Source organism: Saccharicrinis fermentans DSM 9555 = JCM 21142 (assembly GCF_000517085.1).
In the GTDB taxonomy this organism is placed as follows: Bacteria; Bacteroidota; Bacteroidia; order Bacteroidales; family Marinilabiliaceae; genus Saccharicrinis; species Saccharicrinis fermentans.
On sequence record NZ_KI912107.1, the window covers coordinates 5543937 to 5566293 of the forward strand.

Genomic DNA, 22357 nt, shown 5'->3' on the forward strand with positions numbered 1-22357 from the left:
GCATGGTTAGAATACTCGTGGCAGAACCGTCCTATCTGGTTAGAAAAGGATTGTCAACTATCCTTCATGAATTAAAAGCGGTCACAAAAATTGAAGAAACACAAAATTTGGATGAGCTGCATGAGCTTTTACAGTCCTCGGCACCTCATATTTTATTGATTAATACGACTATCAGTAGTTTGGTAGGTGCTGACGCCTTGATTAAGAAATGTGCACCGGACGCTCGTGTTATATCTATTTTCAACTCCCCTTTACCTGATGATGGTAACGAAACAACTTTGTCGGTATTTGATTCAAAACCCATTCTGTTGAATAAATTGCGTAGCCAGGTTAAAGCGGTTCAACACAATGTTACGCAGCAGGATAATTCGGAGGAATTAAGTGAGCGGGAAAAAGATGTGCTGCAAAAGGTAGCATTGGGTAAAACCAATAAAGAAGTGGCCAATGAGTTGTTTATTAGTACGCACACCGTCATCTCCCATCGTAAAAATATTACCCGTAAATTAGGTATTAAAACAGTATCGGGTTTAACGGTTTATGCTATTTTAAATAAACTGATACAGTTGGAGGATATTTCTTAGCTTGTGGTTGAAGAGACAGATCACGGAATTATAATTGGTGAAGCAGGGATCTTTGATTCAATTGATAACTTATATAATTGATCAGAAATATTGGGGGCATGAATATGGGAAAGAGATTTTGAAAAACGATTTCCCATAAATTCCTGATGACACCACACAAGCACAACCATAGTACAGTAAATGTGGTGGGGTTGTACTTGTGCGGAGATATGTTTTTCCAGTGTTTTTTTAACAAGTCATTCGTAAATGGGAAAGCGAACGTAAAAGGTACTACCCTTATCAACTTGGGTTTCGAACCAAATATCTCCTTGTGAGTTTTTAACAATGTTTTTAACAATGGCCAAGCCAAGTCCCATGCCAGATGATTTGGTGGTGAAATTGGGAATGAATAACTTTTCCTGTGCTACTTCCGATATACCTTTTCCATTGTCTTTTATTTGGATGATGATTGTCCTTTCATCTTGCTTTAAATTTACATGAATTACTCCTTTTCTTTTGGAGGGAATGGATTGTATAGCGTTTTGCAGGAGGTTATTGAAAACGCTGATTAATTGTTCCCCGTCAGCATAAATATAGTATTCCTCGATTCCATTTTTGTCTACCCATATATTTACTTCCTTAGATTTATCGAATAGTGTTACGCATTGCATAAGAACTTCCACTACATTTATCCGTTTGCGTTTGGCAATAGGCATCTTTGCAAAATTGGAGAACTCTGATGCGATGGATGATAATTTATCAATTTGGTCAATTAATGTTGAAGAAACACGTTTTAGTTTTTCATCAAAGCTTGCATCGTTGTTTCTTCTGGCCATTTCCAGGTATTGGATGCTCAATTTCATGGGTGTTAGTGGGTTTTTGATTTCATGAGCTATTTGTCGAGCCATCTCACGCCATGCAGATTCTCGTTCTGATTTGGCTAACTTTTCAGCACTGGCAGCCATCTCATCCACCATGCAATTGTATTGTTTCACCAATTGTCCAATCTCATCGTTCCCTTTGTATTCAATTTTCTCATTTTTGCCTCCTAGCTTTAATTGGCTTAGTTTACTCTGAACCACTAGTAGGGGGTGGGTAATTCTTCGAGAAACCACCACCGTTAAAGCAATAACTACGATTAAAAAGATTAGGTAGAAGTTCACGATGGCCATGACCAGTGCAGATACTTCTTCTCGTAACTCACTTGTTCCAACAAAGTAGGGCATGTTTAGGTAGGCTAATAGATGGTTATTCATATTATAAAGTGGAACATAGGCCGATAAATATTCCAACTTACCAATTGACTCTCTATGTATGTATTCTAGCTCTCCATTTTTACTTAGCTCAATAAAGCCACGACTGTTCATCAGGTGGCCTGATAAGCCCTTGTCGAACAGTTCGGGACGCGAGGTAGCCATGAGTCTGCCCTCGGTATTATATAAATTAATATCGGTATAAAACACCGTTGAAAATTTCATGAGCAAGCTTGTGAGGTATTCTTCCATATCGGGAGTAAGCTCTTTTTCAGAACCAATTTTGTGTTCGAGCTCCATAAGCACCGATTTGGTTTTTTCTGAGAGCATTTGATTATTCTTGATCTCAAATCGCCTGATAGTTTGCCACACTGATCCTCCTGCTACCACAACCAGGAGGGCAAGCATGAGTCCAATAAATGCAATTTGAATTCTTTCTTGGACCGAAAAAATATAGATAAAACGTTCGCGACGAGCGCGCGTCGCAATAATGAGTAGGGCTCCAAAAATGAAAAATGATATAAAAAAGATCGAGAAAGCAACCAAAATCATGGATAGTCCAACTTTGGGCATGGATAGCACCACACATACATTCTCAGCCGGATGAAAGGTCATGTGGGAATAGTCCTCGTAGTAATAGACTTCAAAATCTTTTTGCGAATTCGTTATTCGTTCCAAATGTATGGGGTAGGCAAAATCGCCACTCTGTTTAGCTAGAAGGCCATCTATATATTTTCCGTAGGAGTAATTAACCAAAGGTTCTCTTAATTTGGATTCTCGTTCGGAGAGCAATAGTTCGGGATATCCAGGGCCTTCGTAGAAAGGCTTGGAAACCAGCTCTATATACATGCTTGTTTCTGTTTGTGGGTTACCTTTATTGACACGGAAGATTCCAAAATAGGTTATTACTCCGGCGTTATTTTTTAAAAAGTAAAAATGTTGGCTTCCCATCACTTGCGTTCCTTTTTCCCTCAATAGCCTGTCAAAATAAGCGTAGCAATTGTATGTATTGTCATCGTTGATTAATTTTAAATCACCTCCCGGCCAGCATGGTATTACTTGTAAGTCATATCTTTTTAGATATCTGAGTAAATAGGTTTTTTCGATGTATTTCTTTAGTTTCTCAACATTGATAGTTGGTTTGCATAACTCCGAAACAATAATTGAATCATGCTGTATTAAATCTTCAGCTTCTTTTAGTAGTAGTTCCGTTAAGGGGTCTTCTTCCTGTAATAATTTAAAGGACAGATTTTCTACCAGCAACTTTCTTTCTTGTCGTTCCTTGTGAATGTTATGATAGTAAAAGGTGTAAACGGCATAAAAGGCAAACACAAATACAAACCAGATAAAAGTGTTGTAGGCATGGTAGCTTTTTCGGCGGGTAACCCAAACCAGCATGAAGTATATTACCATAAATACAAGGACCGACAAAAGATATAATACTTCAAACCGCAGTGAAGCAGCCAATAGCATGGAAGTTACGATAATCCAGGATAGGTGTTTCTTACTTAATTGGGGCAGGAAGACCTTGATTGTTTTTTCCATCACCAACACCACGGACAGCCATAGTAGGCTAATTACAAATAATCGTGCCGCATCCAAGCTGCCTATGTCTGTGATCCTGAATAAAATAGGGGCAGAAGCGGAATGAGAAACTAGTTGTGTGACAATGTTATTTTGAATATGCCAGAAAAGAAAACAGAATAACATGGAAATGGCCACCAATATATATTTTTTTAGTCTGGAGGAGGGGAGTTTCTCCAGTAATTGAGGAGGGTTTACATATTTATAGAAAATAAAAGATTCGCAAAAAATAAGTAGGGCTAACACCAACATGCTACCCATATTGGGAAAAATATCGGATGCGCCAAAATAGAGTGGAGAAAATAGAGTGGTTTTATAAACGATTCCTGGCCAAAAGTATTTGATATGTAGGTAATAGAATGCCCCACTGCTTAGCAAACTAATTAAAAAGACCATATTATTTCGGACACAGCAATCTTGTTTTTTTATGTTGAGTATAACTATCTGAACGTACATTAGAAGTGTGATAAACATAAATATAACGGCCCAGTTGGCATAGGTGGGGTCAGAGGTTTCACACTCTTGTGCAGTAAACAGATAGTTGCCATCTATATCTTTTACTTTTACACCCTTGGCTTTTTTGTTTACTACCACTTGATGACATAGAACCAATGGTAGACTGATGGCGTATTCGTCTTTTAAAAAAGCATTGTTAAAGGGGTATTCTGTTTTAATGCTGACCAAAGTAAATATGTCCCATTCTGAAAAGGGTATACGTTTGATAATATACCAGGTGTTTGTTAGTTTAACTACTCGGCGGCTTAATAAGGAAATACTCTCTTCTTGGTAGGGAAGTACCTGGTTTGTCCAGGCTTTTAAGGAATCGTTTTTGTATACTAATATCTCAACGCCCTGAGGTTTCATGTTCTCTGTGGAGTCAACTGCTATCCATTCCTGGCCCGGCCTTAACTTCTCGGTAAATCGTTCGGCAAACACCTCTGCTTCTTTGCTTTTTTGGTGCAGGGAATTTTGAAAACGAATAGCGTTAAAAGAATGATGGTTATAGCTATGGTATGCCCATGAAAATAGTGCCACCAACAATAATGAAACAACAAAAAATATGTATTGCCAATTGTAATTTGAATATTTTTTTAGCCTTTGCATGAAGCCATCCGTTTTAGTCGTGATGATAGGGTTGGTTTTTTAAAATAGTCATTGCCCGGTATATTTGTTCAGCAAAAATCAGGCGCACCATCTGATGTGAGAATGTCATTTTTGATAAAGATACTTTCCCGTTTGCCTTATGATAAACATTATTTGAAAAACCATATGGACCGCCAATGACAAAGACCAGCCTTTTTAGTCCACGTAACAACTTTTGTTCCATAAAACTCGCAAATTCTCTCGAAGAGAAAATTTTTCCTCCTTCATCCAGGAGTATCATTTCGTCACCTGGCTGAATCTGTTGAAGAATTAACTCTCCTTCTTTATTTTTTTGCTGTTCTTCGGTCATGTTTTTGGTATTCTTCAAATCTGGTATTACCTTCATCTCAAAAGGTATATAATGAATAAGACGATCCAAATATTTCTTGATTCCTGTGTTTAAGTATGACTCATCGGTCTTACCTATTAAAACTAATATTATTTTCATGCGTATACCTTGTATATTTTCAAGAATGTAAAAATAACACAAAAACAATCATACTAAATGGTTTAATATTTGTAATTGTTTATTTTTGTGTAACCAAAAGTTGAACTAATGAATATTCAAAGATCAACATCCATCAGCGGAAAAATTGTTGTCGCGTTATTTTTGATGCTATCAACAGCCGGTCATGCGCAATTTCCTAGCGCAATAGTCCAAGCTACCAATGCTGCTGATGCCGATGAATTATCGAAATACTTCAACAGTAAAATAGAGCTGGTTTTACCCGAAAAAACAGGCGTATGTAGTGATGCGCAGGCAAAACTAGTATTGAATGAATTTTTTAAGAAAAACCCAGTGACAAGTTTTCGAGTGATTCATCAGGGTATTAGAGAGAGTTCATCCTTTGCTATTGGAAAATATCAAAGTGGTAGTACCAATTATAGGTTCTATTTTTTAACCAAAAATAAGGACTCAAAAACCTATATTCACCAATTAAGAATTGAACGACAAGATGATTAAAGAAGAGGTGCTTAATGGCATTATAGATAAGGCTATCCGAGAGGATGTAGGGGATGGAGATCACTCCTCACAAGCATGTATTCCTAAAACGGCTTTAGGTAAAGCTCAACTGCTGGTGAAAGAGGAGGGGATCATAGCAGGAGTGGATATAGCACAAAAGGTGTTTAGAAAATTCGACCCTAATATGGCTATTGAGGTGTTTGTTACAGATGGTGCAGTTGTAAAACCCGGAGATATTGTTTTTAAGATAGAAGGAAAAGTGCTTGATATCCTTAAAGCTGAAAGACTGGTTCTGAATATTATGCAGCGTATGAGTGGTATTGCCACACGTACAAATATTTACGTACAGAAATTGGCAGGTCTAAAAACAAAAGTACTGGACACCAGAAAAACAACACCCGGATTGAGAGAGTTAGAGAAGCTGGCTGTTAAAATAGGAGGTGGTGTAAACCATCGAATGGGTTTGTTCGATATGATTATGTTGAAGGATAACCATATTGACTATGCTGGCGGAATAGAAAAAGCCATTGGAGCAGTGCATCAATATCTAAAAGAAAAAGGCAAGGATTTAAAAATTGAAGTGGAGGTGAGAGATTTTGCAGAACTGGAAGAGGTAATGCGTGTGGGCGGAATTCATCGTATCATGCTGGATAATTTTAGCCCCCAAGATACACAAAAGGCAGTGGAACTCATCAATGGTAAGTTTGAAACAGAATCATCAGGTGGTATAACCCTCGATACACTTAGAAGTTATGCTGAGTGTGGTGTTGATTTTATTTCAGTAGGTGCCCTTACGCATCACATAAAAAGTTTAGATTTAAGTTTAAAAGCACTATAGATTTGGTAGACGAGTGTTCGCAAGGACTTGTATCTGATGTATATTGCACACAATAAAATTAACGCAAACTATTAAGTTCTAATGCGATATTTGGTTTTTATTTTTTTGCTGACTCTCATATTCAATGGGTGTAAGTCTACCAGCAATCCTAAGGAGACGCAACAGACACATGTGATTGCTTTTTATAACTTGGAGAATCTTTTTGATACCATCGATGATCGTGGCATTTTTGATGAGGAGTTTACCCCTGGTGGTTCAAAGGCATGGAACACCCAACGTTATCGTTCAAAATTAAATAATTTAAGTAAGGTCATTGCCGACCTGGGCGCCGATCAAGGTATGGATGGACCTAGTCTGATTGGTGTGAGCGAAGTGGAAAATAGGACTGTTTTGGAGGATTTAATTCATACGGATCATTTAAAAGATAAGGGGTATGCTATCGTGCATTTTGATTCTCCGGATAAAAGAGGAATTGATGTTGGATTGCTTTATAAGGCTAGTGCATTTTCCTTGTCCACAGCAAAAATATATCCTTTATTTATCCGAGATAATGAAAGTGGAGAGAGGCTCTATACCCGAGATCAATTGCTTGTGACGGGTAAATTGAACGGTGATCGGATGCATATTATTGTTAATCATTGGCCCAGTAGATATGGTGGACAGGAAAGAAGTATAGCTTCACGAAAGGCTGCTGCTCTGCTGAACAGACATATCATAGACTCGCTGCTCTTGCAGGATGTGCATGCGAAGATCATAACCATGGGCGACTTAAATGATAACCCAACGGATGTGTCTGTTAGTATTCACCTGGATGCACATGTAACTAAAAAAACACTGAATCAACAGGCTCTGTATAATCCCTTGGCTAAGAATTTTATTCAAGGTAATGGAACACTGTATTATAAAGGCACATGGAACTTATTTGATCAGTTGGTTATCTCACAAGGATTTCTAAACCCCACCCATGGGTATGAATTCGACTCGGTATATATTTATCATAAACCTTATCTGATTCAAAAAGAGGGTGATTATAAAGGTTATCTATTGCGTACTTACGGAGGAAGCCAGTATTTGAACGGTTATAGTGACCATTTGCCTGTTTATATGGTGCTGTCTTCGGTTAAAGATTAAGATCTTTTTTTGTATCACTATCAGAATGTCATTTGCTTCGGCCTAGAGTAATTATGATTTTAAAAGATTATTGTGCCTACTTTTGACCTTATTCTTTTGGAAATTACTTATTTTTTTTGCCTTGTTCTGTGATGGCATTTAGTAATTCTTCTATTGAGTGATGTTTGCCTAAAGGTTGATCCTTGAAATATAAACTATAATAAGGGTTGTGGTCTGAGTTCACCATTACTTTCCATTCGCACTTATCAATGACAGGTTCAAAACCAATACGGTATAATGCTCTGCTGACCCAGGTGCTGGCTACTCCTGTACCAACGATTGAGATAGGCTTTCGTTGAATATTATGGTATAAAAAACTGCCTGTTATATTATCAAATTCAATGCCTTCACGTTCAAAAAAACACTTGAAGTCATTTGATAGAACCAGGTCTTCCGGTATTCCTTCCTGTAGGGTTCTACCTTGTGCCAGGAGCCAAATTTTGTCGGCTATCTGCAAAGCCATCTCTAGGTCATGCGTTGATAAAAGGATGCCTCTGTTTTTATTTCTAGATAGGCGACGTAGTAATTGCATGATTTCAATTTTAGCAGGCAAGTCTAAAAATGCGGTAGGTTCATCCAGTATAATAAAGGGTGTTTCTTGTACCAGTGCTTTGGCTATCATTGCTTTTTGTCGTTCACCATCACTCATTTTGTCAATGGGTTTCTGGGCATAACCATTGAGTCCCACTTCCTCAATGGCATGAAGAACCAGTTCTACGTCTTTCTTCATGAGTTTACCAAAGAATCCGGTATAAGGTGTTCTTCCCAATGCTACGAGTTCAAAAACAGTTAGGTTTTGTACATCTAGTCTGTCAGTTAGTACAACGCTAACTCTTTTGGCACGGTGCGCTTCGCTCAGGGTTTCTATTTTATCCTGACCGTACCAAACCTGGCCATACAGAGGTTTTAAGAAGCCGGATAATGTTTTTATCAGAGTGGATTTGCCAGCTCCATTGGGTCCCAAGAGACAAATGAACTGTCCAGCTTTAATGCTTACTTGAATATTTTGATGTAAAGGTTCGCCATGCTTATCGTAACCCACGGCCAGATTTTCGGTAGCTAAAAACATATTTTGTGGCATATCCTTCATGTTATTGTATTAAACTGCGTCGTTTTAGAATTACGTAAACCACAATAGGTGCCCCAATCAGAGAGGTCACTGCATTGATAGGCAAAGTGCCATCTAGGCCAGGAAGGCGGGCTATTAAATGACATAATAATGCCAGAACACCACCAAATAAAATAACGCCGGGAATTAAGATGGAGTGATCGGCAGTTTTAAATATTCCTTTGCATAGGTGAGGAACAGCCAAACCTAAAAAAGCAACTGGTCCACAGAATGCAGTAACCGTTGCAGTGAGTAAACCTGTAACGATTAAAATGCTGAATCTGGATCTTTTAATGTTTAAGCCTAGATTAGCTGCATAATTTTCGCCAAGTAATAATACGTTCAGGGGTTTAATTAAGAATAATGATCCAATTAAGCCCACAAGGACCATTGGTATAAAGATAACATGCTTTTCCCAGGAAAGGTTATTGAATGACCCCAATCCCCATATCACAAAAGCCTGAACATCCTCTTTGCTGCTGATGAATTGTAGGAGGCCTACGATGGCACTGGAAGCATAGCCAACCATGATACCAACGATTAATAACATGGCGTTATTTTTTAGCTTTCGGGCCAGAAACAGAACCATAAACAATACCCAAAAGGCACCGGCAAAGGCAGCTCCGGTAATGGTAAGCGAGCCAAACCACCCCAGACTGGAAAGTGAGATTCCCTTGAGAGCTTCCAGAAGTAGCACGACTATAGCAACACCTAGTCCTGCACCAGAGCTGATGCCTAATATGGAGGGGCCTGCCAGTGGATTTCTAAATAAGGTTTGCATTTGAAGTCCTCCTGCCGCCAAACCTGCACCTGCCAGCAAGGCAGTAATTGCAGTGGGAAAACGGGATTTAAGCAGGATGTTTTGCCAAATTTCGTTATCGATAGGAAAGCCCAACATCCATTTTACTACGGTTTGAAATGGGATATAAACCGATCCCAGAGAGATGTTAAGAATAAACAACCCAATTAGCAATATGGTCAACACCAAAAATGCATAATGTTTTCTCCCTTTTGCGTGTTTATATTGCATACTGGATTATTCTTTTGATAATTTTTTATAATATACCAATTTGTGATCCTGCATAAGTGTAGGGTGAAATAACTTTACCAGATCAGATAAGACAACATCCGGTTCCAGTAAGCCCTTTTCGTATAACATCGAATGATTTGTATTAGAAAAGACTATGTTTTTATCTTTGAAGGCTTTGAAATCGGCATAGCGACTGTCTTCATTCTTCAGCAGTGAATAGCTATACTCCTCTTCATAATTAACAGTGATGGACCAGTAATCGCATTGTCCGGCAGCTTCATATACAGTTTCAAAGTCATAGCTATGCGAACCGGTTCCATGTCTATCCTTAAAAACATAATGAACGCCAGCATCATTTAAAAAGTTGGCATTATAGCTCTCAGCAGCCGCTGTATACCAAACACCTTGGTACACTTTGCCTAGAAATACACTGGGTTTGTTCTTTGAACTGGTGGCGATGGTCTTTACCTTATGGTACCGTTGTGCAATTTCATTTACTTTTACAATAGCTTCCTCTTCCTTATTAAAAAAGGCCGCCACATATACCAACCACTCCACTCTTCCCAAGGGTGTATTTTCAAGGTAGCTGCTGTTGGTGGTGATTTTAATGCCTGCACTCCGTATGGGGTCATAAAAATCTTCTTTAAAAGGAGATACCATCATCATATCGGGGTTTAGGGCTAGCAGTAATTCTAAGTCAGGGGCAAAGGCAGTTCCTATATTGCGTATATTACCTTCTTTTAAACCTTGTTTTACTTTTGGATTACTTACATACTGAGGTTCCGCCATGCCAACCAGTTGATCCAAAACTTGAAGTTCATTGGCATAGCATATCTGGGTAGAGGCTACTGAAATCCATTTCTCCACCGGTATTTTGATGGCAGAAGGGTGATCTTTTAAGAATTGTTCATTGTCGGATAGCAATGTAATGAGGGGTTCAGCATTGTCGTCCCAAGGATGACGTACCTCTATTTTTTTATGATCTTTAAAGTATTTGATGGAAAAACGGTTGGCATACTTGGGCTGATAGATGGTGTCAGCCTTTAGTTTGTCCTGACCGATTTTTTTACTGCTTTGCTTTTGGTTACAGGCCATCAGTGCTAGTACAAGCACCACTAACCATCCATTTTTTTTTACTGTCATCACTTTAATTTCCCGAAAGTTAAACGATTATTTATAATTATTTTTGTGGCAGGTTTTCCGACTTTCTTTTGGAGCATCTTCCCATCTGCCTATTGGCAGACAGTGATGGAACGCTCACCCATAGTCTGGGCAGAATACGGCTGCGGGCACAGTTCCTGACTCCCTCCTAAACTGAAGCTTACAGGATTCCCTTTTATAATGCTATGTGCAATACCACACTACCTCCATTTTGTGCTGTAGTCACTATATAATAGTAACAATGCTTCAAATAGATGGTGGCAAAAATACATTAAAAAAACACACAAAAAAAGGGTCGCCACCTTTGGTAACGACCCCTTATATTTTGGTGGGCAAAAATTATTTCTCGATATACACAAGTAAAGCCGAGTAGGTATTCACTTCCTGACTTGAGTGTGCAGAATATTTTATATCAACAACATTGTCCGGTCCAACATTATTATCATCAATAAAGTCGTTGATTTGCAAATCAATGGCCTTATCAAAATCATCTACTCCGGTGTATTGAAAGTGTTTTGTTTTAATCTTGCTCATAATTCTATTTTTTTTACTAGTTTTTAAATGCTTATGATTGATACGAGCAGAGTGCTAATTTGATTCAAAATTGTTGTATAAAGTTTATTTGGTTTTATGGATTAAAGATATTGTTGGATGGATTGCTCTTTTCTTATGAGTATTGGGATGTTTTAATGGAGAAAGGAGTTCGAGCTATTGCGCCTCCATCCATGAAGAGAACTCTTGAAACTCCTGGTTGTTTTCTGACATCCACAATAATACATCCTGGTTAAAACGGCAGCCACTGATGTAATAGCTAAAAGCTTCATCTAACTCATTTCTGTGTAATTTAGAAAAGAAGTTGACATAAAAATCCCACCAGAACCCGTCTTTATCAACAGCTGATTCTTCCAGTACTTTGAAGAGAGTTGTGCTGTTGCTAACGAATTTATTTAATAGTTTATTTTTAACTTTTGATTTTGCATGGTCTTCCGAAAAATCAGATGGTTGAATCATGCTTACAGCTAATTCTGCATTGGCAAACTCGCCATAATTAAATCCGGCTTTAATCAGTTGAATATCTCGTTGTCCTTTCACACGAACGCCTTGGTTCCATAATGATTCCAGCATGTCATAGGCCGTAGAGCTACGGTCGCTGTCTTGTTCCAGTAGTAAAAAATAATACAAAGGCAGCATGCTCTGTACACGTTCTCCCATATCGAACATGGTATATGCCAATAAAAGGTGGCTGCTGGCGTGTGCTGGGTATATCTCAATGGCAGAGATGGTATGCTCCATTGCTTCTTCCATCTGGTGATTGTTAAAGCAGGATAATGCTAGGTTGTAGTGTAAAAGGTAGTTGGATGGGTGCTTTTTTAGGGCTTCGCGATAGATCTTTCTGGCTTTTTTCGTTCTGCCCAGATTCTCCCATGCTGAGGCATTGATTAAATAAGCATCTTTGCTATATTCACCATCTTTCTTTAGTAGTTTGCTGCTGTAAATTGCGGCTGATTCATAGTCTTGCAATGTTAGATAAGTGGCCGCTATCTGGTAACAAACCAACTCGGAGTTACGGTTCATCTGATAGGCCTGTTTATACCAGGACAGCGCATTTTCGTATTTGCCGTTGTGATAGTCTGTCATACCTCTGGATACGATGGTTTCAAAATCAGAATTTTGGGCACCTGCCAATGAAGGAGCCAGCCACATACATAGCAATATCGTAATGATTAATTTAGCATTCATAAGTTTAAAAATTAGCAAAAGCCTCATTGCTGATGCCTTGGCTTTTACTGAGAACAATAAATGTTGTTGTGCCTTGGCATGTTGATTGATTTTCTATATGATAACAACCAAAGAGTATTCCGCTGGGTTATTCTTAAAAAAGGTGAAATTACATAGAAAAATTTAACTGAGCTCATTAAATATGTCCAGACTGTCATATTTATTAAATTTTAACAGAGCGTAATATGGACTCCATCTGTCTTACATAGTGTGCTTTATTTTGTTTTTGTGGTGCGTAGATAAAGCCGTCAATCATTAATAACCTGTCATGGGCCTTATCTCTTATAAAATAGTTAACAAATGGTCCTCCCATAAAGAAACCCTCGACCTTCCATAAACCACGGATTTCTGTGATGTTCATATTGTTGATTTGTTTGTTTTTGGCCATAACCGGAAGCCTTTTTTCAGTTTGCATATAACTTAATTCTGATGGTCCGGGAATAAATGCCTTACCTATAGAATCACGGAGATAAACTAAGTATTCATTATTGATGGAAGATAAATTTTTTATATTAAAAGATTGTATCACAATGTGGGTGGATGTAGCCAGTCGATCAAATGTGAACCAACAAAAGTCTGCGGTATCTTTCATTAATTTAAAACCTTTGGGCAGAGCCATGTTTATTCCGTACTTCTTGTGTATATAATGACTTAATTTTTGATCTGCGCCTTTCTGGTTTGCCAATTGCATGGTTTTGATGTCACCTTCATATAAGAAATTGAAAATGCGAGTGCGATGCTCTTCAAATGCGGTGCTAAATGAAGCAATATTGGGTATGTCGATTTCGATGAGCTGTTGATGTGTTGCCCAAACGTTTTTTTTGTAACGTATATTGGTATTTTTGATTTTTTTTGCCGTATGATAATGATGTTTCGGTAGGCCTTAAAATGGCCTTCGAAATCATTGGGTTTTATATTGGATAGCTTAAAGGTAGCTTCAGGTTGTGGTATGCAAGGAAATTCTTCGTTGGCAAAGTCAGCAATCATCTTTTTTACTTGAGAATGTTGCAGCTGGGTGTCCATAACTACCAAAAGTTCACCCGGTGCTCCAATGGATCGGCTTTTAATGGAGCCTCCATGAGGTTGGCAAGCTGATGCGAAATAGAATAAGATGAGGATGAGGCTATTATGGTGGGAGAATGAACGTGTTTTGTGAATATTCATGGTGTTTTTTTTAGGTTAAAAATCTGCCTCGAAAGGGAAAACGAGGCAGTTATATCTAAGAATGTAATTTTTGCTTGTTAAAGGTTTTACTTGCAAGCCACTATATTATTAACATATGATTATTGCAAGGCAAACTTGATGGGTACCTGATAAGATACAGGTACCGGACGGTTTCCTTGTCTGCCGGGCTCCCAATCTGGCATCATGGATACTACCCGTATTGCTTCTTTGTCTAGCGAGGGATCTACGCCTCTGAGTAAGCTTACTTTTTCTACCCGTCCTGTTTTGCTGATGACAAAATTTAGGTAAACAGTTCCTTGAATGCCATTCTCGGCTGCAATAACGGGATATCGGATTGATGAAGCCAGAAAAGATCTTAATGCAGCCTCTCCTCCCGGATATTCAGGTTTGTCGGCCAATGCAAAAAATTGAATGGGTTCTTGATCTTCTTCCTCTTCACCCATCTCCTCCAGGGTTATGGCCAAATCTTCCAGTGATTCTGAATTAATTTCCAATTCATCTTCCGGAAGGTCGTAATCATCTTCAACGATCAGCAATTCTTCCAACACAATTTGTTTGGGTTTGGGCTGTTCTACCTCTGGTTCAGGTTCCCTAATAATAGGAATCATCTCTTCTTCGTCGACCATAATGGAATTATCGGCTAGTTCGCCGGGATTTTGCCGAATGCTTTTCCATTCAAATGCAACTAACGAAGCGCCTAAAGCCACTACAAAACCTATTTGCAAAAACATAAAACGTTTTTGTTCTAGGTCGGCTTTTTTAGTTTTTTTAACTTCCATAATTAAGCTTTTTAGTGGTTGTGTAACTGAAATAGTCAGCTACACCATTATTTAACCAAGCCCTATGCCGAAAATTATAATGTATATTGGTTTGTTTTGTATGTTCTTGTACTACAGTGTGGTATGGCTATTTTGTGTAGTTTTGTATTATGAGGGATGGTGGTGTAAAAACGCCCACATGGGCGCAAAGACCCATTTTGTGTTAGGCATTTTTAATATAGCTTTTTGTGCTGTATGGGTGTGGATGAATTTATTGGAAGTGTGTTAATATCTTGTAATATAGTGTGATGTGTTTAATTTATGAAGGTGCTTAGTGGTGCTTTCTTTATAGTAAGAGCTTTCTAAGCTGTACGAATGCGCAAGGGTTTACATTTTTTCTTAGTTTTGCAGCCCATAAATTACTTTTATGAGCAGTTTGAGTGTACATATGTCTTTGTTATTGAACGATTGTTTTTTAGAAGGATTTTCTTTCTTGGATACTTTACGTTCAAATAGCCGATTTCATTTTTCTTGCCCTAAGAGGTGTACATCATACATTTGAAACTATAAACTTAAATTACCTAATGACCTATTTTAACAACGCAATTCAAACTAAAAGAGAACTACAAACTACCTTAATCAAACTATTAAAGGAAGATCGTTTGATTGAAAAAATAGATCGTATCCCCTTGGAAATGCGTCCAAAGTCGAAGACTCCTATTCGCTGTTGTGTGCATAAGGATCGGGCTGTCATCAAATATAAGTCCATGGCTATCATGGGCTTTTGTACTGAAGATGAGGAGGATGAACTTACTCCTTTGAGCGAATATGCGCAAAAGGCATTGGATAGAACGGGAATACCTGAGGAACATCTGACAGTGATCGATGAAGCCTGTAGCTCATGTGTTCAGGTGAATTACACGGTTAGCAATCTTTGTCAAGGTTGTGCAGGTAGAGCTTGTCAGGTAAACTGCCCCAAAGATGCTATCAGGGTTGTGAATGGTAAAGCCATGATTGATAATCAAAAGTGTGTCAATTGTGGATTGTGTCAAAAGGCTTGCCCTTTTCATGCGATTGCTTACCTTCCCGTGCCCTGTGAAGAGGCATGTCCGGTAAAAGCTATTAAGAAGAACGAAGAAGGTATTGAAGTCATTGATATGGATAAGTGCATCTATTGTGGTAAATGTATGACCGCCTGTCCTTTCGGAGCTGTAATGGAAAAGTCCCAGATTATCCAGTTGGCTAAGGTGTTGAAAAGTCATGAGGAGGCAGTGGCTATGGTTGCACCCGCTATATTAGGACAGTTTAAAGCCAGTCCAGAACAAATAATGGGAGCTCTTAAAGCCATTGGTTTTACCCACGTCATGGAGGTGGCTGAGGGTGCTGATATCACCGCGAAAAATGAGACGGAGGAGTGGATAGAGACTGTCCAAAAAAAGGACCCCTTTCTTACGTCTTCGTGCTGTCCGGCACATACGCTTTTAAGTCAGAAGCATTTGAAAGAGTTACAACCATATGTGTCACATACCAAATCACCCATGCTTTATGCAGCTGAACTGGCCGAAAAAAAATTCCCCAAGGCCAAGCGTGTCTTTATTGGACCTTGTTTAGCAAAAAGACATGAGGCCAGCCAGTCTGGGCAAATCGATTTTGTATTGACTTTTGAGGAGCTGAATTCATTCTTTACGGCCTATGAAATAGATTTTGCCACCGCAGAAAATGTGGCTCTTATGTCGAGTATATCGGCCGAGGCAAGAGGGTTTGCCATAAGTGGAGGAGTGGCTGAGGCCATTAAGCATAGCATCCCCAATGGATATGCTTTTCAGGAGTTTTTGGTGGATGGATTGAATCAGAAAAATATTAAATTGCTTAGCGCCTTTAGTAAAAAGGCTCCTGATTATAATTTTATTGAAGTGATGGGATGTGAAGGAGGTTGTATCAATGGACCGGGAAGTATAACGGCTTATAAAACCGGAACGGCCTTGCTTAAAAAGGCTATTAAAGCACAAGAAGGAGCAACAAAAGCATAAGGAAATAGTTTTTTATAGGCCTGGAATGTATCGGAGTATACATTCCAGGTTTTTAGATCCTTATTTTATTTGGCTGATGTTTATGTCTAAAATATTACAAAATCAATAGGTTATATTTATTGCTTATGGTTACATAGTGTGTGTTTTCAATAATTTTAATACTTTTAATGTTATATTTCGGGAGGATTAATTAAAGTTCGTATGGTAAAGAGACTATTCTTAAACGATAAAGTTATTTTAGTACTGATTATATTGAATTCTGTATTGTTATTTATAGGAGCATATTTTACATCCCCGCATGACAAATATATATTTGCAATAATTGATAATTCAATTACCACATTATTTATTTTTGAGTTGTTTTTTAAATGTCAAGCATATGGATTCAGTACATATTTTAAATCTAATTGGAATAAGCTCGATTTTGTATTGGTAATGCTTTCATTGCCTGCCTTAATAACTTTTATTTTTAATGTAAATTTAGTAGACTTTAGTTTCTTTTTGGTATTTAGGATATTACGTACATTTAAGACATTTAGATTTCTGAAGTTTATTCCTAATATTGGCGAATTAGTAGCAGGTGTACAACGTGCTTTAAAAGCATCTGTTTTTGTACTCTTAGGTTTCTCTATTTATATTTTTATGATAGGGATATTGTCATTTTATCTTTTTCAAAATAGCAGTTCTGAATATTTTAGGAATCCTATGGTTGCACTTTATTCAACGTTTAAGATATTTACTATTGAAGGATGGTTTGAAATCCCAGAACAAATAATAATTGGGTATTCTGAAATCGCTACATTCTGCACCTACCTTTATTTTATATTTGTTGTTTTAACAGGTGGGATTTTTGGGCTGTCAATTGTGAATTCGATATTTGTAGACTCGATGGTTAGTGACAATAATAATGAACTAGAAAATAAGGTTGATAAGTTAGATTCTAAATTAACCGAATTGCTTACCAAAATAGATAAATATGAAACTCGAGAAGATCCTAGACAACGTTAATTCGCTTGAAAAAAATTCATTTTTAAAAATTATTGATAATATAAAATCTAGCAACCCCAAAAATAGCAAGGAGATAGATAAAATATTATCAGAGAGTAATAATAATTTAAAAGGTGTTGATAGTATTAATATAGCTAAAGTCTTTGACTTAGTAAAAGATGAGTTTGCTGCGACGGTTAAAGCTGAATTTGTTAATACTACCTCACAGTTAGATATATTAATCGATATATTAATAAAGGATGGAAATAATGTTTTAAAACAAGATTGGCTTGCTAGACTTTATGAAAAGGAGTTGGTAAATATTAAAAGAAGAACCAAAGCATTAAAGGCACAACTGGAGTCGGATAAGTCAGATATTGATGACGTCCGTAAACGTGATTACCAAATATATAAAGCATGCGTAGAAACTGCTTATACGAATGATCGTGATCATAATTTGGATTCAAAAATTACAGATGATGAGTTATCCATATTATTAACTTTAACTAAGCAGTTAGAACTATCGCAAGAGGAAGTGAAATTAATTAATTATTTGATAATTCCTCCCGAAAAATCGGATATTGATCATGTTACAACATTTCTTAAGAATATAGGAGTTGTATTTTATTCTAAAAAGAACAACCTTATTTATGTTGCTGATGAAGTTGTGAAAATCTTACGAAAAATGCGGCATAAAGAAATTGCAGACAAGTACTTCCGCCGTGTATTAAAAACATTGAAGGAATCTCAAATAAATCTAATTTGCAGAAAGCATAATATAGATGTTAGAGAGTTAGATTATGAATTAAAAATTAAGCAAATTATTAAAGAGGGGATTTCATTTACTAATTTACTTAAAAATGGAATACATAAAGAGGGAACTAACTTAACAGATAGGAAAAAACTAATCAATGACATTTGGAGTAACGGTTTACGAATCTCGTCGAGTCTTAAAGGTGTGACTCTTGATGAGAAAATTGAAAATATTATACAGTATTTTAACGAAATAGAACATGATGAGAAAGTCGGGATTTCGGTTGAAGGTTATGAGAAGCTACTTTTGGAATTAAATGAGGAGTTAAAGTCTTTTAAGAGTTTGGTGCTTAGGGAGTTTGAGATGCCTGAAGAAACTGTTCTAAATAGTGGTACGCTTTTAGATTTTAATATTAAACCTCGTGATATACTTGATATTTTACCTGTGGATGATTTGAAATATTTTATTGCTGTAAAAGAATTGAAATCACGTGGAGATTTGGTGCTAAATATTTTAGATGCCTACAAAGATGCTGAGAATTTATTGATTGAAAATTATGTGGCAATCGGATTTAGAAATTTGAATCAATTAAAGGAGAATGGAATACTGATTAAGGAAAGTGAACTTGGTTTGAAATTTGAGTGTGTGACTCAAAAGATATTTGAACAACTGGGATTTAATGTGGATGAGGCTTTGAAGAAAAAACTAAATACCTCAAAGAACAAAATAGACCTTGTGTTAAACTTAGGAAATAATAGTATTATTATAATTGAATGCAAAACAGTTAAGGAAAGTGGATATAATAAATTTAGTTCTGTCTCAAGACAGATAAAATCCTACGTTGAGTTGGCAAAAAAGGAAGGTTATAATGTTGTAAAATCTTTACTTGTAGCACCTGATTTTAGCGATGATTTCGTGAACGATTGTGATTTGGAATTTGAAATTAATTTGTCTTTAATATCCGCAGGTTCTTTAGTGAATATTCTGGATGGATTTAGGGAATCAAAACATAAGCAATTTCCATATCAGCTTTTAATGAAGGATGTTTTAATTAAAGAGGATCGGATTTTAAAGGCAATAAAAAAATAACTGGCAAGAATTATTCTCTTAGGAGTTTTATTTTACACTACCCTTATATTGGAAGATATAAGGGTAGTGTAATTTTTGAGCTACCTACAAATTGAGCGTGTTTCATTACAATATTTCGTTTGTAGGTTTTTAAACTACAAAATTATTTTGTGGGTATATTTTTCAGTGTTTCTACCAGAAAGTGCCAGAATTTTTCTACCGTTTCTATGTTTACTTTTTCATCCGGCGAGTGAGGGGAGCGGATGGTAGGTCCAAAGGAAATCATATCCCAATTGGGGTAAGCAGCACCCAGTATTCCACATTCCAGGCCTGCATGAATACCTTTTATTGCGGGTGTCTTTCCATATTCTTTATGATATACCTCTTTCATTACCGTTAGGATTTCCGATTGGGGATTGGGTTTCCATCCGGGATATTGACCACTAAATTCCACTTGGGCACCAGCTAATCTAAAAAGACTTTCCAGTGTTGACTCTACGTCTTCTTTGGCCGAGTCTACAGAGCCTCGGATAAGACACATAACACTTATTTTTTTGTCTTCTGATTTTACAATGGCAAGATTTAGGGACGTCTCCACAAGTCCTTTCATGCTATCGCTCATGCGGATCACACCATTGGGGCATGCTTGTATGGCATTGACCAGGTCGTCTTGAGAAAGTTCGTCTATTAGACTGCTTGGCATTTCACATTTTTCTGCCATTAGAGAAAGACTTGGCTCCGTGGCAGCTAATTCGTTTTGGTATATTTTTGCAAACTCTTCTATGGTTTCGGTAAATTCAATGACATTATTGGAGGGTACGGTAACAATAGCAAAGGCTTCGCGGGGTATTGCATTGCGTAAACTACCTCCATCAATAGATGATAAGCGAACGCCGTAAGCAGCAATGACTTCTTTTAGCAGGCGAAACATTAGTTTATTGGCATTTCCCCGTCCTAAAACAATGTCCATTCCTGAATGTCCACCTTTCAGACCGGTCAGTGATATTTTAAAAGCTACGGTGTTGGTGTTTGTCTCAACTTCTTTATAATCGAAGGTCATGTTGGCATTGGAACCTCCGGCGCAACCTACATAAAGTTCTCCTTCGTCTTCTGAATCCATATTGAGTAATATGTCGGCAGCTAATAATCCTGGTTTAAGACCGAAGGCTCCTGTCATACCTGTTTCTTCGTCGATGGTAAACAGCGCTTCAATAGGACCGTGTTGTATTTTTTTGGATTGTAGTACGGTCATGGCAGCCGCCACACCAATACCATTATCGGCACCCAGCGTAGTTCCATTGGCTGTTACCCAACCATCTTCAATGTGTGTTTCAATAGGATCTTTTTCAAAATCGTGAACCTTATCGCTATTTTTTTGAGGAACCATATCGATATGTCCCTGTAAAACTACAGTTTTTCGGTTTTCCATTCCTGGGGTGGCTGGCTTTTTTATAATAACATTACCAATGTCATCAACGAGGGTTTCTAAACCAAGATTTTTGCCGAATTCAACAATGTAGTCGGCTGCTTTTTTTTCTTTTTTGCTGGGACGTGGAATTTGTGTTAAGGCATAAAAATTCTCCCATAAGGATACGGGCTCTAATTTTGATATTTCGTTGTTCATGAAAGTTTTTTTTAAGATAAATACAGGGCGTCATTGGCGTTCCTGTTTTTATAAATTAATTTTTAGCTAAAATAGCTAAAATGTAATGGATAGTATGTGATAACTATCAGGCATCTTGACTGTAAATTATTTTTATTGTGGTTAAGTGGTGCGTTTTTTAATATCCTTCAACCCATTGCTTAAATGTATTTGCAATATAAATTATTGTTGTTTACTTACCGACAATAGAGCACCAGTTTTAGGACAGATTTCAATGACGACACTTTCCTTGCTGAGAACAGAAGGGGGCATGGAGATCACTTGACCATATTGGGCTAGTTTAACCTTTTTTGAGGCGATTGTTGTGTTTTTATCTACGATGGTAATTGTGGCAGGAGCAGGAAGATTATAGAACAGTCCATTTGGTGCGGGGTCTTTGGAACGTTCCGAGGAGTTGTTTTTCAACACTTTCATTTTCTCCACATCCATTTTGAAATAAATGGGAGTACCAGTAATGTCCATGGCATCCACTAGTCCTTTTTGTTGATTGAAACGACACAGGACATGGTTGGTATAGCTACTTAATGGATCAGGTGTTAGTTCAAAACTTCGGGTCAGAGATACTGTAATTGTTTTGCCTGCAAAAAGTGAGACAAAATCTTTTTCTTGTTTCTCAATTTCTTTTAAGATTGTGTTATATGCCTCTCCGTCAGGAGGTAGGTTTTCTAACTCGCCAGAAAGCAAATTGGTTCGTGTACTGCGTAAGCGATACACCATGTTGGCAGCTTCTTGCGCCATGGCTGCCGATGATGTTTTGTAAAGTAACTCCTCGTTTAACGCTACATTGTCAAAGTCAATTTCATCTAGGCTCAGTATAGGGTGTTGCTCTTTTGGGGGGAGCTGTGTGGAAAAGGGTAAGCTTGTATTGATGCCAGCCAAGATGCCTTCGGGAGTTAAAGTGAGCATTTGTGCCGAAGTGTTACCCTTTGTGAAAATACTAAACCTTTTGTCTTCATCCGCTTTTCCTGAAGTATGTATGTGTACTCCTTTGATAACCCATTCTTCACTATCTTCTGTTATTACATTGCTAAGATTTAAATAGCGTTGTGAGTATCTATAGTATGGACCTGCCTTTTTAATTGTTTTTTCCATTTCAATATCCACACGAATGCTTGTTTTAGGTAGCATATAGGTGAGAGATTGCGTGGTGGCATCCACTACCTGACTGGTGGGTTTTACATCAACCAGAGTGCTTTCTTTTTTTTGCGCAAGTATGGAGGAGGAGATCAAGAGTGCCCCCGCCATTAAAGTATAATATCTTTTAATTTTCATATGTTTATAATTTGTTTCTTAATGGTCATATGGAACTCGCCGTGATAATC

Annotated in this window: 19 protein-coding genes and 1 riboswitch; of the genes, 7 read left to right on the forward strand and 12 right to left on the reverse strand. The window is 37.5% G+C overall.

Features of this window, described 5'->3' with window-relative positions; all coding sequences use genetic code 11:
* The first annotated feature begins 2 nt into the window (after positions 1–2).
* Complete coding sequence (locus CYTFE_RS0122760; RefSeq protein ID WP_027473710.1) at positions 3–581, forward strand: response regulator transcription factor; 579 nt, start codon at positions 3–5, stop codon at positions 579–581.
* A gap of 236 nt (positions 582–817) precedes the next feature.
* Here CYTFE_RS0122760 and CYTFE_RS27805 read toward each other — a convergent pair whose 3' ends face one another.
* Positions 818–4501 carry a sensor histidine kinase gene (locus CYTFE_RS27805; RefSeq protein WP_052343381.1) on the reverse strand — a complete coding sequence of 1228 codons (3684 nt, stop codon included), beginning with the start codon at positions 4499–4501 and terminating at the stop codon, positions 818–820.
* Between the two features lie 13 nt (positions 4502–4514).
* Entirely contained in the window at positions 4515–4988 is a 474-nt protein-coding gene (gene rlmH, locus CYTFE_RS0122770; protein WP_027473711.1) for a 23S rRNA (pseudouridine(1915)-N(3))-methyltransferase RlmH, read from the reverse strand.
* A 108-nt stretch (positions 4989–5096) separates the two neighbouring features.
* On the opposite strand from rlmH, the gene CYTFE_RS0122775 reads away from it, so the two are divergent.
* The 3 genes from CYTFE_RS0122775 to CYTFE_RS0122785 all read left to right on the forward strand — a co-directional run bounded on the left by CYTFE_RS0122775 (position 5097) and on the right by CYTFE_RS0122785 (position 7473).
* Positions 5097–5504: a DUF4783 domain-containing protein gene (locus CYTFE_RS0122775; protein ID WP_044211777.1), complete on the forward strand. Its 408-nt coding sequence runs from the start codon at positions 5097–5099 to the stop codon at positions 5502–5504.
* Positions 5497–6342, forward strand: a complete 846-nt coding sequence (gene nadC, locus CYTFE_RS0122780; RefSeq protein WP_027473713.1) for a carboxylating nicotinate-nucleotide diphosphorylase — start codon at positions 5497–5499, stop codon at positions 6340–6342. Before CYTFE_RS0122775 ends, nadC begins: the two co-directional genes overlap by 8 nt.
* A gap of 81 nt (positions 6343–6423) precedes the next feature.
* On the forward strand, positions 6424–7473 hold the full coding sequence (locus tag CYTFE_RS0122785; RefSeq protein ID WP_027473714.1) for an endonuclease/exonuclease/phosphatase family protein: 1050 nt from the start codon (positions 6424–6426) through the stop codon (positions 7471–7473).
* Between the two features lie 103 nt (positions 7474–7576).
* On the opposite strand, the gene CYTFE_RS0122790 is transcribed toward CYTFE_RS0122785, so the two are convergent.
* The 8 genes from CYTFE_RS0122790 to CYTFE_RS0122825 form a co-directional block, all read right to left on the reverse strand.
* A complete protein-coding gene (locus CYTFE_RS0122790; RefSeq protein WP_152541632.1) occupies positions 7577–8602 on the reverse strand; it encodes an ABC transporter ATP-binding protein in 1026 nt (341 codons plus the stop codon).
* A gap of 1 nt (position 8603) precedes the next feature.
* A complete protein-coding gene (locus CYTFE_RS0122795) occupies positions 8604–9650 on the reverse strand; it encodes an iron ABC transporter permease (RefSeq protein WP_027473716.1) in 1047 nt (348 codons plus the stop codon).
* A 6-nt stretch (positions 9651–9656) separates the two neighbouring features.
* Positions 9657–10793 carry an ABC transporter substrate-binding protein gene (locus CYTFE_RS27810; protein ID WP_044263012.1) on the reverse strand — a complete coding sequence of 379 codons (1137 nt, stop codon included), beginning with the start codon at positions 10791–10793 and terminating at the stop codon, positions 9657–9659.
* A 30-nt stretch (positions 10794–10823) separates the two neighbouring features.
* Positions 10824–11026, reverse strand: a riboswitch (cobalamin riboswitch).
* A 124-nt stretch (positions 11027–11150) separates the two neighbouring features.
* Positions 11151–11345, reverse strand: a complete 195-nt coding sequence (locus CYTFE_RS0122805) for a hypothetical protein (RefSeq protein ID WP_027473717.1) — start codon at positions 11343–11345, stop codon at positions 11151–11153.
* Between the two features lie 174 nt (positions 11346–11519).
* The gene (locus tag CYTFE_RS0122810) at positions 11520–12551 is read right to left on the reverse strand and encodes a tetratricopeptide repeat protein (protein WP_044263014.1); all 1032 of its coding nucleotides are present in this window, start codon (positions 12549–12551) and stop codon (positions 11520–11522) included.
* A 202-nt stretch (positions 12552–12753) separates the two neighbouring features.
* A complete protein-coding gene (locus tag CYTFE_RS0122815) occupies positions 12754–13359 on the reverse strand; it encodes a DUF4837 family protein (RefSeq protein ID WP_407689951.1) in 606 nt (201 codons plus the stop codon).
* On the reverse strand, positions 13242–13754 hold the full coding sequence (locus CYTFE_RS32080) for a DUF4837 family protein (protein WP_027473720.1): 513 nt from the start codon (positions 13752–13754) through the stop codon (positions 13242–13244). The genes CYTFE_RS0122815 and CYTFE_RS32080 overlap by 118 nt, the downstream gene beginning before the upstream one ends.
* A gap of 119 nt (positions 13755–13873) precedes the next feature.
* On the reverse strand, positions 13874–14554 hold the full coding sequence (locus tag CYTFE_RS0122825; protein ID WP_027473721.1) for an energy transducer TonB: 681 nt from the start codon (positions 14552–14554) through the stop codon (positions 13874–13876).
* Positions 14555–15117: 563 nt separating this feature from the next.
* Here CYTFE_RS0122825 and CYTFE_RS0122830 point away from each other — a divergent pair.
* The 3 genes from CYTFE_RS0122830 (at position 15118) to CYTFE_RS0122840 (ending at position 19393) form a co-directional block, all read left to right on the forward strand.
* A complete protein-coding gene (locus tag CYTFE_RS0122830; RefSeq protein WP_027473722.1) occupies positions 15118–16563 on the forward strand; it encodes a monomeric [FeFe] hydrogenase in 1446 nt (481 codons plus the stop codon).
* 201 nt (positions 16564–16764) lie between these two features.
* Positions 16765–17571, forward strand: coding sequence for an ion transporter (locus tag CYTFE_RS27815; RefSeq protein WP_044211789.1), 807 nt, complete (start codon positions 16765–16767; stop codon positions 17569–17571).
* Complete coding sequence (locus tag CYTFE_RS0122840; RefSeq protein WP_027473723.1) at positions 17540–19393, forward strand: hypothetical protein; 1854 nt, start codon at positions 17540–17542, stop codon at positions 19391–19393. Before CYTFE_RS27815 ends, CYTFE_RS0122840 begins: the two co-directional genes overlap by 32 nt.
* 142 nt (positions 19394–19535) lie before the next feature.
* On the opposite strand, the gene CYTFE_RS0122845 is transcribed toward CYTFE_RS0122840, so the two are convergent.
* Together CYTFE_RS0122845 and CYTFE_RS0122850 are read right to left on the reverse strand one after the other, a co-directional pair.
* Entirely contained in the window at positions 19536–20996 is a 1461-nt protein-coding gene (locus tag CYTFE_RS0122845) for an aminoacyl-histidine dipeptidase (protein ID WP_027473724.1), read from the reverse strand.
* A 201-nt stretch (positions 20997–21197) separates the two neighbouring features.
* Positions 21198–22307: a DUF4831 family protein gene (locus CYTFE_RS0122850; RefSeq protein WP_027473725.1), complete on the reverse strand. Its 1110-nt coding sequence runs from the start codon at positions 22305–22307 to the stop codon at positions 21198–21200.
* Between the last annotated feature and the right edge of the window lie 50 nt (positions 22308–22357).

What these genes read in the sequence shown, in the direction of transcription:
- CYTFE_RS0122760 (WP_027473710.1), top strand. Translation starts at nt 3, where the DNA reads ATGGTTAGAATACTCGTGGCAGAACCGTCCTATCTGGTTAGAAAAGGA.
- CYTFE_RS27805 (WP_052343381.1), bottom strand. Translation starts at nt 4,501, where the DNA reads ATGCAAAGGCTAAAAAAATATTCAAATTACAATTGGCAATACATATTT.
- rlmH (WP_027473711.1), bottom strand. Translation starts at nt 4,988, where the DNA reads ATGAAAATAATATTAGTTTTAATAGGTAAGACCGATGAGTCATACTTA.
- CYTFE_RS0122775 (WP_044211777.1), top strand. Translation starts at nt 5,097, where the DNA reads ATGAATATTCAAAGATCAACATCCATCAGCGGAAAAATTGTTGTCGCG.
- nadC (WP_027473713.1), top strand. Translation starts at nt 5,497, where the DNA reads ATGATTAAAGAAGAGGTGCTTAATGGCATTATAGATAAGGCTATCCGA.
- CYTFE_RS0122785 (WP_027473714.1), top strand. Translation starts at nt 6,424, where the DNA reads ATGCGATATTTGGTTTTTATTTTTTTGCTGACTCTCATATTCAATGGG.
- CYTFE_RS0122790 (WP_152541632.1), bottom strand. Translation starts at nt 8,602, where the DNA reads ATGAAGGATATGCCACAAAATATGTTTTTAGCTACCGAAAATCTGGCC.
- CYTFE_RS0122795 (WP_027473716.1), bottom strand. Translation starts at nt 9,650, where the DNA reads ATGCAATATAAACACGCAAAAGGGAGAAAACATTATGCATTTTTGGTG.
- CYTFE_RS27810 (WP_044263012.1), bottom strand. Translation starts at nt 10,793, where the DNA reads ATGACAGTAAAAAAAAATGGATGGTTAGTGGTGCTTGTACTAGCACTG.
- CYTFE_RS0122805 (WP_027473717.1), bottom strand. Translation starts at nt 11,345, where the DNA reads ATGAGCAAGATTAAAACAAAACACTTTCAATACACCGGAGTAGATGAT.
- CYTFE_RS0122810 (WP_044263014.1), bottom strand. Translation starts at nt 12,551, where the DNA reads ATGAATGCTAAATTAATCATTACGATATTGCTATGTATGTGGCTGGCT.
- CYTFE_RS32080 (WP_027473720.1), bottom strand. Translation starts at nt 13,754, where the DNA reads ATGAATATTCACAAAACACGTTCATTCTCCCACCATAATAGCCTCATC.
- CYTFE_RS0122825 (WP_027473721.1), bottom strand. Translation starts at nt 14,554, where the DNA reads ATGGAAGTTAAAAAAACTAAAAAAGCCGACCTAGAACAAAAACGTTTT.
- CYTFE_RS0122830 (WP_027473722.1), top strand. Translation starts at nt 15,118, where the DNA reads ATGACCTATTTTAACAACGCAATTCAAACTAAAAGAGAACTACAAACT.
- CYTFE_RS27815 (WP_044211789.1), top strand. Translation starts at nt 16,765, where the DNA reads ATGGTAAAGAGACTATTCTTAAACGATAAAGTTATTTTAGTACTGATT.
- CYTFE_RS0122840 (WP_027473723.1), top strand. Translation starts at nt 17,540, where the DNA reads ATGAAACTCGAGAAGATCCTAGACAACGTTAATTCGCTTGAAAAAAAT.
- CYTFE_RS0122845 (WP_027473724.1), bottom strand. Translation starts at nt 20,996, where the DNA reads ATGAACAACGAAATATCAAAATTAGAGCCCGTATCCTTATGGGAGAAT.
- CYTFE_RS0122850 (WP_027473725.1), bottom strand. Translation starts at nt 22,307, where the DNA reads ATGAAAATTAAAAGATATTATACTTTAATGGCGGGGGCACTCTTGATC.